This window comes from Secundilactobacillus silagincola (assembly GCF_002583405.1).
GTDB classification, from domain to species: Bacteria; Bacillota; Bacilli; order Lactobacillales; family Lactobacillaceae; genus Secundilactobacillus; species Secundilactobacillus silagincola.
Genome location: NZ_BCMJ01000005.1, coordinates 163,822 through 179,829, shown reverse-complemented (window position 1 = coordinate 179,829; position 16,008 = coordinate 163,822). Strand labels below are relative to the sequence as shown.

The 16,008-nt window shown below is 43.2% G+C and carries 13 protein-coding genes; all 13 read left to right on the top strand.

The window, feature by feature from the left end; translation table 11 throughout:
- Position 1 precedes the first annotated feature (1 nt).
- The 13 genes from recD2 to CES82_RS07750 all read left to right on the top strand — a co-directional run bounded on the left by recD2 (position 2) and on the right by CES82_RS07750 (position 15,989).
- Positions 2–2,518 (top strand): SF1B family DNA helicase RecD2, encoded by a 2,517-nt coding sequence (recD2, locus tag CES82_RS07810; protein WP_098825127.1) that lies wholly within the window; start codon positions 2–4, stop codon positions 2,516–2,518.
- A 59-nt stretch (positions 2,519–2,577) separates the two neighbouring features.
- Positions 2,578–3,540: a ribose-phosphate diphosphokinase gene (locus CES82_RS07805; protein ID WP_098825125.1), complete on the top strand. Its 963-nt coding sequence runs from the start codon at positions 2,578–2,580 to the stop codon at positions 3,538–3,540.
- 112 nt (positions 3,541–3,652) lie between these two features.
- Positions 3,653–5,299: a peptide ABC transporter substrate-binding protein gene (locus CES82_RS07800; RefSeq protein ID WP_098825123.1), complete on the top strand. Its 1,647-nt coding sequence runs from the start codon at positions 3,653–3,655 to the stop codon at positions 5,297–5,299.
- A 278-nt stretch (positions 5,300–5,577) separates the two neighbouring features.
- Positions 5,578–6,483: an N-acetylmuramic acid 6-phosphate etherase gene (gene murQ / locus CES82_RS07795; protein WP_098825121.1), complete on the top strand. Its 906-nt coding sequence runs from the start codon at positions 5,578–5,580 to the stop codon at positions 6,481–6,483.
- 119 nt (positions 6,484–6,602) lie between these two features.
- Positions 6,603–7,595 (top strand): aldo/keto reductase, encoded by a 993-nt coding sequence (locus CES82_RS07790; protein ID WP_098825120.1) that lies wholly within the window; start codon positions 6,603–6,605, stop codon positions 7,593–7,595.
- 124 nt (positions 7,596–7,719) lie between these two features.
- Entirely contained in the window at positions 7,720–8,739 is a 1,020-nt protein-coding gene (gene rbsR / locus CES82_RS07785) for a ribose utilization transcriptional repressor RbsR (protein WP_098825118.1), read from the top strand.
- A gap of 298 nt (positions 8,740–9,037) precedes the next feature.
- Positions 9,038–10,273 (top strand): arginine deiminase, encoded by a 1,236-nt coding sequence (gene arcA / locus CES82_RS07780; protein WP_098825116.1) that lies wholly within the window; start codon positions 9,038–9,040, stop codon positions 10,271–10,273.
- A 20-nt stretch (positions 10,274–10,293) separates the two neighbouring features.
- The gene (gene argF, locus CES82_RS07775; protein ID WP_439959054.1) at positions 10,294–11,322 is read left to right on the top strand and encodes an ornithine carbamoyltransferase; all 1,029 of its coding nucleotides are present in this window, start codon (positions 10,294–10,296) and stop codon (positions 11,320–11,322) included.
- Positions 11,323–11,426: 104 nt separating this feature from the next.
- On the top strand, positions 11,427–12,392 hold the full coding sequence (arcC, locus tag CES82_RS07770; protein WP_098825112.1) for a carbamate kinase: 966 nt from the start codon (positions 11,427–11,429) through the stop codon (positions 12,390–12,392).
- Positions 12,393–12,521: 129 nt separating this feature from the next.
- Positions 12,522–13,211, top strand: a complete 690-nt coding sequence (locus tag CES82_RS07765; RefSeq protein WP_098825110.1) for a Crp/Fnr family transcriptional regulator — start codon at positions 12,522–12,524, stop codon at positions 13,209–13,211.
- A 51-nt stretch (positions 13,212–13,262) separates the two neighbouring features.
- On the top strand, positions 13,263–14,348 hold the full coding sequence (locus CES82_RS07760; protein WP_098825109.1) for a mandelate racemase/muconate lactonizing enzyme family protein: 1,086 nt from the start codon (positions 13,263–13,265) through the stop codon (positions 14,346–14,348).
- 13 nt (positions 14,349–14,361) lie between these two features.
- A complete protein-coding gene (locus tag CES82_RS07755; protein WP_098825107.1) occupies positions 14,362–15,252 on the top strand; it encodes a C40 family peptidase in 891 nt (296 codons plus the stop codon).
- Positions 15,249–15,989 carry a serine hydrolase gene (locus CES82_RS07750; protein ID WP_098825105.1) on the top strand — a complete coding sequence of 247 codons (741 nt, stop codon included), beginning with the start codon at positions 15,249–15,251 and terminating at the stop codon, positions 15,987–15,989. Before CES82_RS07755 ends, CES82_RS07750 begins: the two co-directional genes overlap by 4 nt.
- The last annotated feature ends 19 nt before the right edge of the window (positions 15,990–16,008 follow it).

Here is a 16,008-nt window from a genome sequence, read left to right as displayed (position 1 = left end):
AATGGCGAATGAAAATATAAATTTGTTTGATGCAGAGCAACAGCCACAGCAGTCCTACATTGTTGGCACAGTGGCAGCGACCTTTTTTGAAAGTCCGGACAGTTTTTATAAAGTACTCTTGGTAAAGGTATCAGCTACTAACCTGAACTGGCACGGTGATGAAATCGTGGTGACCGGTAATTTTGCTGAGGTTGCTGAGGAAATGCCGTATCGTTTCTTTGGTAAGTTAGTTGACCATCCCAAGTACGGGCAGCAATTTCAAGCTGATAATTACCAAAACGAGGCACCGACCACCAAAGAAGGCATTATCCAATATCTTTCAGGAGATGACTTTCCAGGCTTAGGGAAGAAAACCGCTGAAAAGATTGTTGCACTACTTGGGTTGACCGCCATTGATCAGATTAATCAGGATCCGTCTGTGTTAGATCCGCTTAATTTGAAAACGGAGGTAAAGCAGACTTTAATTGATAATCTATCCAGCAATAATGGGGTTGAACAAATTATTATTGGTCTTAATGGCTATGGATTCGGCAGTCGGCTGGCTAGTGCTATTTTTGAACGGTATAAGGAAAAAACTTTACAGGTGATTCAGGAAAATCCTTACCAATTAGTCGAGGATATCAATGGTGTGAGTTTCAAACGTGCCGATCAGATTGCTGAACAACTTGGGATTGGTACCCAATCACCCCAACGGATTCAGGCTGGGTTACTGCAAACCTTGGGTGAGCTTGCTATGTCTGATGGCAACACGTTTACAAGTGCTGAACCGCTCCTTAACGGTACGATTCGACTTCTCCAGGAAAGTCGCAATGAATCGATTGATCCTCAGCTTATTGCGGATCAGCTCATTGAGTTAGGTAAAGCCAAAAAAGTGGTTGGTGAAGGAGACCGCATCTTTTTAAAGGGGCTTTACGATGCCGAATGGCAAGCAGCTGAGCACCTTAACCGAATTTTGCAGGCTTCTGACTTGACCACTTTTGATGACGATGTCATTGAAAAACAAATTCGCGTAGTCGAACGGAATCTGGGAATCAGCTACGATGACTCCCAAGAATCGGCAATTTTATCAGCGATTCAGTCCCATGTTTTCTTGTTAACCGGTGGTCCCGGAACGGGGAAAACCACGATTATCAACGGTATTGTCAATTTATATGCTAAGTTACATGAGCTATCATTAGACATTAATCAGTATAAGGATAAGCCTTTCCCAATCTTACTTGCAGCTCCAACCGGACGGGCAGCTAAGCGCATGAGTGAAACAACAGGGTTGCCAGCCAGCACGATTCACCGATTATTAGGGCTTACAGGCCGTGAGAATAACGATGATGTGACTGCTAAAGACTTGGAAGGTTCCCTATTGATCGTAGATGAAATGTCCATGGTCGATATTTACTTGTTTCGGACACTGCTTCGGGCCATTCCGGATTCAATGCAGGTGGTTTTGGTCGGCGATAAGGATCAGCTACCATCAGTTGGTCCAGGACAGGTATTCTTTGATTTGCTGAGTAGTCATCGCATTAAGGCCATGGAGTTGAGCACGATTTACCGGCAAGACGATGATTCGTCGATTATTCCCTTAGCTCACGAGGTTAAAATGGGAAGGTTGCCAGCTGATTTTACGCAAAATAAGGCTGACCGATCGTTTATTCGTTGTAACGCTTATCAGATGCCTTCAGTTATCGAACAAATTGTGGGTAAAGCTAAAGAACGCGGCTTTTCTGCGGATGATTTTCAAGTATTGGCGCCAATGTATCGTGGCCCAGCAGGCGTAACACGGTTAAATACCATTATTCAAGATATTATGAATCCGTTGAGTGACACTCGCAAAAAAGAAGTTGAATTCCGCCGTGAAAAGTTTCGCATTGGCGACAAGGTGCTGCACCTAGTCAACAGTCCAGAAAATAACGTTTTTAACGGTGATATTGGTTCAATTGTTGGGATTACTTTTGCTAAAGCCAAGGGTAATTCGGATAAGGTCGATAAGCTCACCGTGGCCTTTGACCAAACGGAAGTGACTTATCCACGCAATGAATGGGATAAACTGACTTTAGCTTACTGTACGTCGATTCATAAGGCACAAGGCAGTCAATTCAAAATGGTGATTCTACCCATGGTCATGCAATATTCACGGATGTTGCAACGTAATCTGTTATATACGGCGATTACCCGAGCGAAATCAACTTTGATTCTACTGGGAGAACAGTCGGCCTTTGAACAAAGTGTTAAGCGGCAATCTGTTAATCGAAATACGGCGCTAGTGGATCGGCTGACGGTTACCATCAGCGAAGTTCAGGCATCGGTTGTAGAACAACGAGATGCGCCAAAAGAGAGTCAGCCAAAGTCTCAGGAGCAACCAGTCAAAAAGACGTTGGCGCCTGAAGCGGAGTCATCAGCAGTGGAAGATGAATCGAAGCTTTTAAACGATGGTATCTTAACCATGTCATTGGTTAGCAGCGGGCAAATCGATCCAATGATTGGAATGGGAAAAGTCACGCCAAAATCGTTTACTAACAAATAGTGATAGTGTACTATTTGGTTAAGTAGTTTTGTCGATAATACGAATCGTGGAGGAAAAACATGTCAAATCAAAGTGAAACTAAACATCCATTGAAGATGTTTGCGTTAAATTCAAACCGACCACTTGCAGAAAAAATTGCTGCAGCTGCTGGAGTCGAACTGGGAAAGGCAACAATTAAGCATTTTAGTGATGGTGAAATTGCGATTACGGTGGATGAAAGTATTCGTGGCGATGACATTTTCTTGATTCAATCAGTTTCAGATCCCGTTAATACCATGTTGATGGAATTAATGATTATGGTGGATGCTGTTCGTCGTGCCAGTGCACATTCCATTACGGTTGTTATCCCCTACTACGGGTATTCTCGTGCCGATCGTAAAGCACGGTCTCGCGAACCCATCACGGCTAAACTGATTGCATCGTTATTGGAAGATGATGGTGTTGATCGGGTAGTGACCCTTGACCTGCATGCTGCGCAGTTGCAAGGCTTCTTTGATATTCCGATGGATCACTTGGAAGCAACACCGTTATTAGCAGGTTATTTTATTGACCATGGTTTGACGGATAATCTGGTAGTGGTTTCACCTGATCATGCAGGGGTTTCAAAGGCACGACGGATGGCGGATCTTTTGCAGACACCATTAGCAATTATTGATAATCGGGATCCTGATAAGTCAACGACTTCTGCAGATGCTGTGATTGGTTCCGTTGATGGAAAGAACGCCATTTTGGTAGATGACATTATTGATACAGCTGTGCGGATATCTATTTCGGCACAAACCTTGAAAAACGCTGGTGCAAAAGACGTATATGCTGTTGCCACCCATCCAGTATTTAGTAAGAATGCGGTGACACAAATGAAAAATTCACCACTGAAGAAAGTGATTGTAACCGATTCGATTCAAATGCCTGAGTCTAAGCAGTTTGATAAACTAGAAATCATTTCAGTTGGTAATCTAATGGGTCAAGCTATTCGACGGATCTATTCCGAACAAAGTGTTGGCCAGTTGTTTATTCGTTAGAAGTTAGTTCATTATTAAATGTCACTCAAAGATACTATCTGGATAAAATCATCGTTCAGATAGTATTTTTGGGCCTGAAACAATTTCAATTAGAGATGGAGAGCAAAATAGTATGACTTTCAAAAAAATCCTAGTGGGTATCGGCAGTATTGCTTTAGCGTTTACGCTAGTGGCTTGCGGTCAATCCAAATCTAGTAACGGTAGTAGTCAGCAAATGGCTGATAAGCAGGTTTTAAATCTTAGTACCACAGATACCATCTCAACACTGGATAACTCTGCTGCATCAGAATCAGTGAGTTTGACGGCTTTGTATGCAACAAACGAAGGGTTATATCGATTAGGGCAGCATTCAAAAATTGAGAATGCCTTGGCAACTAAAACCCAAGTTTCAAAGGATGGTTTGACTTACACCTTCAATCTTCGTTCAGACGATAAGTGGAGTGATGGCAAACCCGTAACAGCACAGGACTTTGTTTATTCCTGGCGTAGAACCGCTGATCCAAAGACGGCGGCCAATTACAGTTATTTGTTTGATGGCATTAAAAATTTTAGTGCCATTCAAAAGGGGAAGATGAGCCCCAATACGTTAGGGGTCGCTGCACCAAGTAAGGATAAGCTGGTTGTGACACTAAGCCGGCCGGTACCTTACTTTAAGTTGCTGCTAGCGTTCCCAACGTTTTTCCCTGAAGAGCAGTCAGCCGTTGAAAAATATGGTAAACAATATGGCAATAATAGTCAGGATGTGTCTAACAACGGGCCATTTAAAGTGGCCGGTTGGAACGGGACGAATAATACGTGGGATTTGAAGAAAAATCCTAATTATTGGGATAAAAAGCACGTTCATTTGAGTCAGATCAAGTACCAAGTAGTGAAGAGCCCAAGCACGGGATTAAACTTATATAATCAAAATAAGCTTGATGTGACACCGTTGTCAGGAACTCAAGTAGCTAATTATCAGAGTAATAAGGGCTTCCAGAAGTTTGAAGGCGGCTCAATGATGTATCTGCAGATGAATCAAAAGCGCAATAAAGCGTTGAGAAACGTTAAAATTCGCCAAGCACTTTCTCAAATCGTGAATAAACAGGCGTTAGCAACTAAGGTCTTGCGCGATGGTTCCACTGCACCTAAGGGGTTTGTGTCGACTAATCTCAGTCGCAATCCCAAGACTAAGGCGGACTTCGCAACGGATGCCTACGTTAAATCCGGCGTTACTTATGATTCAAGTAATGCCAAGAAACTTTGGGCTCAAGGGATGAAAGAAGTGGGCGAAAAGAAGCTGACTTTGACATTATTGAGCGATGATACCGACCAGGCGAAAACCACGACGCAATATCTCCAAGATCAATTCCAGAAACTGCCAGGCCTGACAGTCAACATTGATAATGTGCCTTACAAGAATCGTTTAGCACGTTCTTCAAACGGTAATTTTGACTTAGTTGTGTCGATGTGGGGTGCTGATTTTGCAGACCCAATTAATTTCTTGAGTTTACAGGAATCCAATAATCCGACAAACAATGGCAAATGGTCCAACAGTGAATTCGACAAATTGATTGATGCTTCTCAAACAACGGATGCTAATGATCAGCAACGCCGATATGAAGACCTAGTTGGCGCTGAAAAGGTTCTGATGAAGGATCAAGGGGTCATTCCATTGTATCAGCCATCCACAACAGAGCTATGGCGGCCAAACGTTCACGGTTACGTTTGGAATCCAGCCGGGATGAGTCGAGGTTTGAAGGATATTTATATCACTAAATAATTAATTTTAAATGGTTACACGAACAGGCGTTGTCCCAGTTATTGGGATGACGCTTATTTGTGTTCCAAGATCTCTTTGAACTGTGTAAGGCTTTCAAATTAACTTCCTTACTAAACTAAAAATTTTCAATGAAAGCTGAAAATATCTTCTTCATCTTTAAATTGAATTGAAATTTTCATTGAAACATGATATACCTGTTAGTAAGGGATGAAAGCGATAACAAATAAAAATGGCCTCTTTCCAAATCAGGGGTGGTTTATGAAAATGGAGGATTTGAAATGAATTTTGAAGATTTACTAACCGAGCAGCGTAATCGCCACTCTACTCATATTGATCAGGTTGATACTGATGATATGGTGGAGATTATTAACCGTGAGGATCAGCGCGTTGCACGGTCAGTTCAAAAACAGTTGCCACAAATCTCGGAGGCCATTAATTTAGCGACGAAACGTTTTGATGCAGGTGGCCGGTTGATCTATATCGGTGCAGGGACATCTGGGCGACTCGGTGTACTGGATGCCACTGAATTAAGACCAACGTACGGACTGGAAGAGTCCCAAACTTTTGGCATCATTGCTGGTGGGCCAGAAGCCATGTTCCATACGTTGGAAGGGGTGGAAGACTCAGCTGAATCAGCTGAAGTTGATTTGCAAAAGGTCAACTTAAATAAAAAAGATATCGTGATCGGTATTGCCGCTAGTGGTGCGACGCCGTACACGGTAGCGGCGTTGCACTATGCAAAACAAGTTGGTGCTTTAGCTATCGCGGTAGCTTGTGTGACTGACAGCCCTCTAGAGAAGAATGCCGACGTTGCAATTTGTCCAATCGTAGGACCGGAAGTGATTACTGGTGCAACCCTCATGAAAGCCGGGACTTCTCAAAAGATGGTGTTAAACATGGTTTCTAGCGGTATCATGATCCGGTCAGGTAAGGTTTATCAAAACCTTATGATTAATGTGGTACCCACTAACGAAAAAACGAATCGGCGGGCTAAACGGATTATCGCAGCTGCTACTCAAACCTCGACTTTAGCCGCTGAGAGGGCATTGGACCGTGCAGATAACAACGTTCCTTTGGCTATTTTACTGATTGAAACCAAGGGAACGATTGCTGAAGCCAAGGCACTATTGAAACAAGCTGGCGGCCACGTCAGTGATGCCGTGAAGCTTAGTTTGCAGTCTTAAATAATTAAAGGCAAAATGCCGACGTTGCTAACATATTCACATCCTTTTCCACTTGACCGGGTGTCATTCTCCTTTTAAAATTGATATGTACCAATCACGAGAGAAGGAGAATCATTATGATGTATGCAGCGGATGAAAATCGTTACGACGGCCGGATGCCCGTTCGTCGTGCTGGGAATAAAGGGTTACAGTTACCCGCCGTGTCATTTGGCATGTGGCACAGTTTTGGTGATGAAGCCAATTATTCTGACAGTGAAAAGATTATTTTAAAAGCATTTGACAGTGGTATTTTTAGTTTTGATTTGGCCTACAACTATGGCCCTGGATCAGGAGCTGCTGAACGCTTATTTGGCCAAGTTTACCAGGCTAATTTGAAGCCTTACCGTGATGAACTGGTGATTACGACGAAAGCCGGCTTTCACATGTGGCCAGGGCCGTACGGTGAGATGAGTTCTCGCAAGACGCTGATCAACGCCATTGATGGTAGTTTGAAACGAATGGGCTTGGACTACGTGGACGTTTTTTACAGTCACCGGTTTGACCCTAACACGGATCCAGCCGAAACTGCTGAAGCATTAGACAGCATCGTTCGGTCTGGTAAGGCGCTTTACATTGGTATTTCAAACTATAACGATGCGCAAACGAAAGCGATTATGAAAACCTTTAAGGAATTACACACACCATTTGTCGTTAATCAATTATCGTACAACATGCTTAATCGAGAAGTTGAAGACGACGGTGTTTTAGACACTTTGAAGGAAAATAATCTTGGTATGGTTGCGTATGGTCCTTTAGCTGAAGGATTGCTGACTAACCGATATTTAGGTGGTATTCCTGAAGAATTCCAGATTCACTGGAGCAGTACAGAAGTGATGGATCAGGGCCGGGCAAAGTTAGCAGAGAAGCTAAATCAGTTGAACGAAATTGCCAAGAATCGGGATCAAACAATGGCTCAGATGGCGTTAGCCTGGTTATTGAAGGATCCTGTAGTGGTGAGCGTTGTCACTGGTGCGTCAAAGGTCTCTCACTTGGAAGATAACTTAAAAGCCGTACAAAACATTCGTTTTTCGGCTGATGAATTGGCAAAAATTGATTCAATCATTAAAGGTTAATTGCATCATTTACCCCTCATTCCAAACCAATTTGAAATGGGGGATTTAGTACATAGTGTTACCGTGACAATCTGAGTAAGCGAGGGATGCTTCAATCCAACCAGATTGCAATGAGGAGGAAATCGTGGCGCAAAAAGTGACAATTAGGGATTTAGCCGAAGCTGCAGGCGTATCAGTAACGACTGTTTCGCAAATTTTAAATGGTAAGGGCGAACGATTTAGCAGTGATACTAAGGACCGCGTACTTAAACTGCAAAAAAAAATGGGGTATGTGCCTGACTATAATGCCCGTAATTTGATTATGGGTTCTACTCAAACAATTGGTGTTTTAGTTCCCAACTTAGCTAATCCCTTTTTTAGTATGTTCATTAAGGGAATTCAACAGGCGGCACAATTACATCATTTTGTACCGATTATTTTTGATGCCAATCAAAATCAGAAGTTACAAAGTATGTATATTGAAGAATTGATCAAACGAGCAGCTAATGGGTTGATTATTGCCAGCGCAACTTTAGATGCTAACGACATTGATCGAATTTTGACACGAAACGGGATTCCCTATTTACTGTTTGATCAAAACGACGCTCAGATTGGCGATCGTGTTTGGGTTGATGACTATAAAGGTGGTCAGATGGCTGCAAATTATTTGCTGTCGAGGGGTCACCGTCGAATTGCGTTACTTGTTGGCGAAAACATTACCCATAATATTCAGCAGCGAATTGCGGGTTTTAGAGCAGGAATGGCGAAGTATCGGTTAACCCTGTCGGATGACATGGTTATTCAATCTTCCATGACCAAGTTGGGCGGGTATCAGGCTACGGCAGACGTTCTCGCTAAAAATGCAACGGCAGTTTTCTCGATTAACGATGAAATGGCGATTGGATTATATCGTGGCGTTCAAGAACGGGGATTAAAAATTCCGGACGATCTGTCAATCATGGGCTATGATGATATCGATCTCGCTAACTTTATTACCCCCAAGCTAACATCGATTCATCAGCCAGCCTTTGAGATGGGACAAGTTGCCACAGATCTATTGATTGAGCGACTCAATAATCCTAGGTTAGCCCATCAGGATAAGCAGTTGCCATTAGAACTGATTGTTCGTGACAGTGTGAAAATGATTCATTCAGATATACAATAAAAATGTGAAACAAATATGAATTAAAAACGATAAAACTGCGAATATCCCTTTATCTAAAGCAAATAGTAATGCGAAAAAATATTTAATTTAATTTTAATTTTCTAATAATATGCAGAAACTAGTGTATATTTAAGCAAACAAAGCTTAAATACATTGAATTTCTGCATATTTTTGTCTAAATAATCACAACGGTTTAAAAGTGTGAAATCCTTGGCATTCCAACTGTGAAATCATCGGTGAAACGACTGCTGATTCATCATATGATTAAGGTGTCCAAAAGAGATAGGAGGTAACTACCATGACAAAACCAATTCATGTAACATCGGAAATCGGCAAGCTTGACGTTGTAATGTTAAAAAGGCCGGGTGCCGAAGTTGAAAACTTTACACCCGAAATGATGCCAAGGCTCTTATTCGATGACATTCCTTACCTACCCATTGCTCAAAAAGAACACGATAACTTTGCAGATACATTGAGAGATAATGGCGTTGAAGTTCTATATCTCGAAAAATTAGTTGTGGAAGCTTTAGACGCTGGCGGTGCCGAATTAAAAACTCATTTTCTGGATAAAATGCTGACCGAATCCGGCTATGCAGCTGGAATGATCCACCATGCTTTAGAAGAGTATTTATTAAGCATGACGACCACTGAAATGGTTGTTAAGATCATGGCCGGTGTGCGGAAAAACGAATTAGATTTCGTACCGCAAGATTTAGTGAGTGCAGCGGAAGAACAAGACTATCCTTTCTTCTTGGACCCGATGCCTAACTTGTATTTCACTCGGGATCCAGCTGCATCAATTGGTGATGGTCTGAGCATTAACCACATGACCTTCCCAGCAAGGCAGCGTGAATCGCTCTTTATGGAAATCATTATCGATCATCACCCGAGGTTTGCTGATCAAGGGCTGCACGTTTGGCGTGACCGTGATCAACCTGGTCGAATCGAAGGTGGCGATGAATTAGTCCTTAGTGACACTGTGATTGCAATCGGTGTCTCAGAACGGACTTCAGCTGGTGCCATTGAAGACATCGCTCGTAGGTTATTCGAAAAGAAGAGCGGCTTTGAAAAAGTATTGGCGATTCGAATTCCTCATAACCATGCGATGATGCATTTAGACACGGTCTTTACGATGATCAATCACGACCAATTTACCGTTCATCCAGGTATTTTGGGTGAGGGCGGTCAAATCGACAGCTGGATCGTTACCGAAGATCGAGATGGCGAGTTACACGTGGATCATCACTTAGATTTAAAGCAAGTCTTAAAGGACGTGCTTGGACTTGATGATATTGATTTAATTCCAACTGGTGGCGGTGATCCGTTGATTGCGGACCGTGAACAGTGGAATGATGGATCTAATACGTTAGCGATTGCACCAGGCGTTGTAGTCACCTATAATAGAAACTACGTATCAAATCAGGTGCTGCGTGAACATGGACTCAAGGTTCTGGAAGTTCTTTCCAGTGAACTTTCAAGGGGACGTGGTGGTCCAAGATGCATGAGTATGCCGCTGGTACGAGAAGATCTCTAACCAAAAAAGGAGCTATGATCATGACAGACTTTAAAAAGAGTGTTTTTCAAGGACGGTCAGTGTTGGCCGAAAAAGATTTTAGTGCTGATGAATTAAACTATTTGATTGACTTTGGACTGCATTTAAAAGCCCTCAAGAAAGCGGGAGTACCGCATCATTACCTCGAAGGTAAAAACGTGGCGTTACTGTTTGAGAAGACTTCAACACGGACACGTTCCGCGTTTACCACTGCGGCAATCGATCTTGGGGCTCACCCAGAATTTTTAGGTGCTAACGATATCCAATTGGGTAAGAAAGAATCAGTTGAAGATACGGCTAAGGTACTTGGCAGTATGTTTGATGGCATTGAATTCCGTGGTTTCAGCCAAAAAGTCGTTGAAGATTTAGCTGAATATGCTGGCGTTCCCGTTTGGAATGGTTTAACGGATGAATGGCATCCAACTCAAATGTTGGCCGATTTCATGACTGTAAAGGAAAACTTTGGTCATTTGAAGGGCCTGACACTGACATTTATGGGTGATGGCCGGAATAACGTTGCTAACTCCCTGCTCGTTACCGGTGCCATTCTTGGTGTGAACATTCACATCGTAGCGCCAAAAGAATTATATCCAGCACAGGAGATTCAAGATTTAGCTAACGGTTTTGCTAAGGACTCAGGGGCTAAATTACTGATTACGGATGATTTGGATGAAGGTATGAAGGGCTCAAATATCGTTTATACCGACGTTTGGGTATCCATGGGTGAGAATAACTGGCAAGAGCGGATCAACCTGCTACAACCCTATCAAGTGAATATGGCAGCTTTAAAGAAGACGGGGACACCAGATGATCAACTGATCGTGATGCACTGCCTGCCAGCCTTCCATGATACGACTACCGATTATGGTAAAGAAATTGAAGAAAAATACGGCTTAACCGAAATGGAAATTACGGATGAAGTCTTCCGTAGCAAGTATGCACGTCAGTTTGAAGAAGCTGAAAACCGGATGCATTCCATTAAAGCGATGATGGCCGCAACGTTAGGTAACTTATTTATTCCATCTGTATAATTGAAGATTGCTTTTAGGGGGCTTGAGCAAAACACAAGGTGGTGTTTTACAAAGCGCCCTTTTTGTTTATTCAACAGACAACTTGGTAGAAAGGATGATTTCCCATGACAGCACGCAAAATTGTGGTTGCACTGGGCGGAAATGCGATTTTAGCAAATGATGCGAGTGCGGCAGCGCAACAACGCGCTCTAAGAGAAACTGCTAGGTACCTCGTTAAATTTATTCAGCAAGGTGACTCATTGATCATTTCTCACGGTAACGGTCCGCAGGTGGGTAACATCTTGTTGCAGCAAGCAGCGGGAAGTACACCAGATAATCCAGAAATGCCATTAGATACGGCGGTAGCCATGACACAGGGCAGTATTGGTTATTGGCTGCAAAATGCAATGGCAGCAGAACTGACTGCACTTGGGTTAGAGGTGGACGTTGCAACCGTGGTCACCCAAGTTGTTGTGGATGAAAATGACCCGGCTTTTGAAACACCGACGAAGCCCATTGGCCCGTTTTATAATCACGAAGAAATCACTACCATCCAGTCTGCCAATCCCCAGTTCCATTTTGTGGAAGATGCTGGTCGTGGCTATCGGCGAGTAGTCCCTTCGCCACGACCAATCGATGTGGTTGAGGCAGGTGCAGTAAACCACTTAGTTAACGCTGGTGTAATCCCAATAGCGGCTGGTGGCGGCGGTATTCCAGTGGTTCGTCATGGCCATGAGCTAGTTGGCTGTGAAGCCGTGATCGATAAAGATTTTGCTTCAGAGAAACTAGCTGAGCGGGTAGGTGCTGATCAACTGATTATTTTAACTGCTGTAGATCATGTTTACGTGAATTTCAACACGCCAGATCAACAGCAACTGAATGCAATTTCGGTAGATGAGTTACAGCAGTATATTGCTGAAGGGCAGTTTGCCGCCGGTAGTATGTTGCCAAAGGTGGAAGCAGCAATTGAATTTGTGACTCACCGCCCAGAGGGACAAGCTGTCATCACTTCACTAAGTAATCTTGGCAAGTTTATTGAAAATGGCTCAGGGACGATTGTTTCAACTGTCAACGCGGAGTCAAGTGTCTAGAGAAATGTAAGTGCCTAGTAAAAGACAGACTGAATGAAAATTCGGTCTGTCTTTTACTTTTGAAAATCAAACTTAAATTTCAAATCATTTGGCGTATAATAATAGCCAGATAAGAAAGGGGTCTGCTTCATGCTGCACTCGGAAGATACATATCGCCATTATTTACGTCAACTACCTGATTTTCGTGATTTTACACCAGAAGAATTTACGAAATTGACTCATGATTTAATGGTCAAAACATTTCCAAAGGGTCAGGTACTATTTGATCACGGTGATTTGCGACAACGTTTTTATTTTGTGATTAAAGGCGTTGTCCGGTTGGAGAGGCAGGATGAAACGGGTAATTTTTCCTTCATTAATTACGTTAAGGCAACCAAGGGATTTCCATACCGCGGGTTATATACCGATGAAGACTATCCGTATACGGCAACTGCGCTAACGCCAATCACCATTGCCTCAGTTCCTATGGCAACGTTTGAAGCCATCATTGCCCTGAACCCTCTGGTAACAAGGCAAGTGATTAGCCAAATGAGCCAGTTACTCAATCAAATGGAGAATCGACTGCAAAAATTAGTGACGTCTAGTGCTACCAGTAGAGTGGTGCAGGTACTACGTATTTTTGGCACCGATATGGGCGAGAAAACGCCTGAAGGGGATGTGTTGATTCCTTATCCAATCACCTTAATTGAATTAGCGCGATTGAGTGGGACGACTCGTGAAACTGCCGGTCAGGTTGTGACTAAGTTAGAAGTGGCTGGAAAGCTAACTTATAATAAAAAACGGTTTCGGTTTGACCCGAATGATTTAAACCTCAGCTGATTGTGGCGTAAACAACACGATTAATAATTTAAAAAATTGGGAGACTTTGCGATGTCATTAACCATTAAAAAAATTGAAACATTTCCGATTGCTGTACCGCTAAAATCACCGTTTAAAACGGCTTTGCGAACAGTAACAACAGCTAGCAGTTTAATTGTACGACTGACCGACTCTGATGGGTTTACTGGTCTAGGGGAAGCTGCGCCGACTGCGCCCATTACTGGTGACACTTCCGCAAGTATTAAATTTGCTGTGGAACAGGTGATCGCACCGAAGTTGATTGGAGCGTCGTTAAATCAGCCTGAACGGGTTAAACAAATCATTGATACTGCGCTGGTGGGCAATCACAGTCCTAAAGCTGCAGTGAATATTGCGGTTAACGATTTGCTGGCTAAACATTATGGCGTTTCTTTGTCAGAGTGGTTGGGAGGCTACCGTCAGACGATTTCAACGGATTACACGGTGAGCGTTGGTACCGCTGCAGAAATGGTCGGCCATGCCAAACAGCTAATTACTGAGGGGTTTGATACCTTAAAAGTTAAAGTTGGCAGTCAGTCACCTTTTGAGGACTTAAAACAGGTTCGTGCCATTCGGCAAGCGGTGGGTCCCAACGTTAAAATCCGATTGGATGCTAATCAGGGCTGGCATAAAAAACAGGCGGCTAAAATGATTAATCAAATGGCGCAGGAAGGCTTGGACATTGAATTAGTGGAACAGCCCGTTCCTGCAGACGATTTTGAAGGCATGGCGTATGTAACCGCGCATACTGATACACCAATCATGGCCGATGAGAGTATCTTTTCTGTTAAGGATGCGTTAAGGCTACTAAAAATGGACGGTTGTGATATTATTAATCTCAAGTTGATGAAGGCGGGCGGTATTGATAACGCCTTGAAGATTAATGCGATTTCAGAAGCTTTTGGGGTTCCTTGCATGGTCGGCAGTATGATCGAGTCGCAGGTTTCTGTAACGGCAGCTGCGGCCATGGCAGCTGCTAAGGCCAATATTCAATACTACGATTTAGATGCTGCCATGATGTTTAAGACCCAACCGACAACTGGCGGAATTACGCATGATGGTGCAGTCATTACGATTCCTACCGATGTCGGTTTAGGGATTGAATTTCAAACAAAGTAAGTGGGGTGAGCGGATGGAAAAAAGACGTGTTATTGTGCCCGTGGCAACGCTATGGACCAGTCCAAAAGCGCCACGAGATATTGATCAGTTAGCGCTAAATGGTGAAACCAAACAGTGGGTCGCTGCCATGACGACTGAGCAGACCATTGATTTGTGTGACTCTAAACGGCTAGAAACCCAGGCCGTTTTTAATGATGAAGTGATTGTGGACAGCGTTGAGGGTGAATGGGCTAAAGTTTACCTGACAACCCAGGCTGATGATGCGGATGACAGGGGCTATATTGGTTGGCTGCCGAGTAAACTGCTATCGTCTTCGACAGTGGCGTATCCAGAAGCAAATACTCATCTTTGTGTCGCTGTACCATTCACAACACTGTATGATGAACAACAGAACCCGGTTTTTGAGATAGTTATGGGAACCGAATTAACTCAGTTGGGCACTGAGGGGAATTTACTACGTGTAGTGACGCCCTTGGGAGAAGGTTACGTAGCAGCTGACAGTATTGCTGTGAATGCTGAGGGCAAAACTGCTGGTGAGAAAATGGTCAGCATGGCTCGACAATTTTTAGGGCTTCGATATCTTTGGGCTGGCATTTCACCGTATGGTTTTGACTGCTCAGGATTTATGTATACCCTACACCGTGTATTGGGAATTGCTATTCCTAGAGATGCGGATGATCAGCGTAATAATGGGCAATCGGTTGAACCAGAAAATTTGCAACCGGGTGATTTACTGTTTTTTGCTTATGAACATGGTAAAGGATTCGTACACCACGTTGGTATGTACATTGGTGACGGTCAGATGATTCAGTCGCGGACACCTGGTAAACAAGTGGACATTGCTAAATTAACTGAAATGCGATATGCACCAGAATTTGTGGCAGCAAGAAGGTATTGGCAATGAACTTAGAAACAGGTCTTAACGAGCTAATTGCACCCTACAAAAATCAAGTTTCAATTTGTATGTATAATACAGATAACCTAGTTTTTAGCTATCAGGAGCACCGACAATTTCCGGCAGCTTCTTTGATCAAACTTGGTGTTTTAGCAACTCAACTTGCCCAAAATGAGGATTTAAATCAAATGATTAACGTTTCTAGAACGCCAAAAGTTGGTGGCGCGGGTGTACTGCAGTTACTGACACCAGAAGAGTGGCCAATCAAAGATCTCTTAGGATTGATGATTGCTGATTCTGATAATTATGCCGCAAACGTGATGATTGATCATTTATCCATGACTGCAATTAATCAATGGCTTGATGCTAATCATTACGACGGGACCAGTTTACAACGACGGCTAATGGATACAGAGGCAAAAAAAACGGGTCGTGAAAATCTGATTTCAGCGTTTGATAGTCTAAGACTCTTCAGGGAGTTGATGCAGCATTATCCTCAAGTACACGGTTGGTTCTTAAACCAGCAGTTTCGCGGGAAGTTACCTTTAACGATGGATGAAACTGCTGAGGATGTTGCCATCTACAATAAAACGGGTGAAGGGCCAAATATCGATCATGATGTGGCACGCTTTGTAAAGAACGGGCATGTGATTGATGTTGCCGTGTTAACGCAAGGATTTACGGATCGACTAGTGGCAATCACCTTAATGGCTAAGATTGGTCAGCTGATTTACCACTCATTATGAATTCATTAAAAGGGCTAAC

Coding starts and splice junctions, on each gene's coding strand:
- arcC (WP_098825112.1), top strand. CDS start 11,427: ATGACAGCACGCAAAATTGTGGTTGCACTGGGCGGAAATGCGATTTTA.
- CES82_RS07755 (WP_098825107.1), top strand. CDS start 14,362: ATGGAAAAAAGACGTGTTATTGTGCCCGTGGCAACGCTATGGACCAGT.
- murQ (WP_098825121.1), top strand. CDS start 5,578: ATGAATTTTGAAGATTTACTAACCGAGCAGCGTAATCGCCACTCTACT.
- CES82_RS07760 (WP_098825109.1), top strand. CDS start 13,263: ATGTCATTAACCATTAAAAAAATTGAAACATTTCCGATTGCTGTACCG.
- CES82_RS07750 (WP_098825105.1), top strand. CDS start 15,249: ATGAACTTAGAAACAGGTCTTAACGAGCTAATTGCACCCTACAAAAAT.
- arcA (WP_098825116.1), top strand. CDS start 9,038: ATGACAAAACCAATTCATGTAACATCGGAAATCGGCAAGCTTGACGTT.
- CES82_RS07765 (WP_098825110.1), top strand. CDS start 12,522: ATGCTGCACTCGGAAGATACATATCGCCATTATTTACGTCAACTACCT.
- argF (WP_439959054.1), top strand. CDS start 10,294: ATGACAGACTTTAAAAAGAGTGTTTTTCAAGGACGGTCAGTGTTGGCC.
- CES82_RS07800 (WP_098825123.1), top strand. CDS start 3,653: ATGACTTTCAAAAAAATCCTAGTGGGTATCGGCAGTATTGCTTTAGCG.
- recD2 (WP_098825127.1), top strand. CDS start 2: ATGGCGAATGAAAATATAAATTTGTTTGATGCAGAGCAACAGCCACAG.
- CES82_RS07790 (WP_098825120.1), top strand. CDS start 6,603: ATGTATGCAGCGGATGAAAATCGTTACGACGGCCGGATGCCCGTTCGT.
- CES82_RS07805 (WP_098825125.1), top strand. CDS start 2,578: ATGTCAAATCAAAGTGAAACTAAACATCCATTGAAGATGTTTGCGTTA.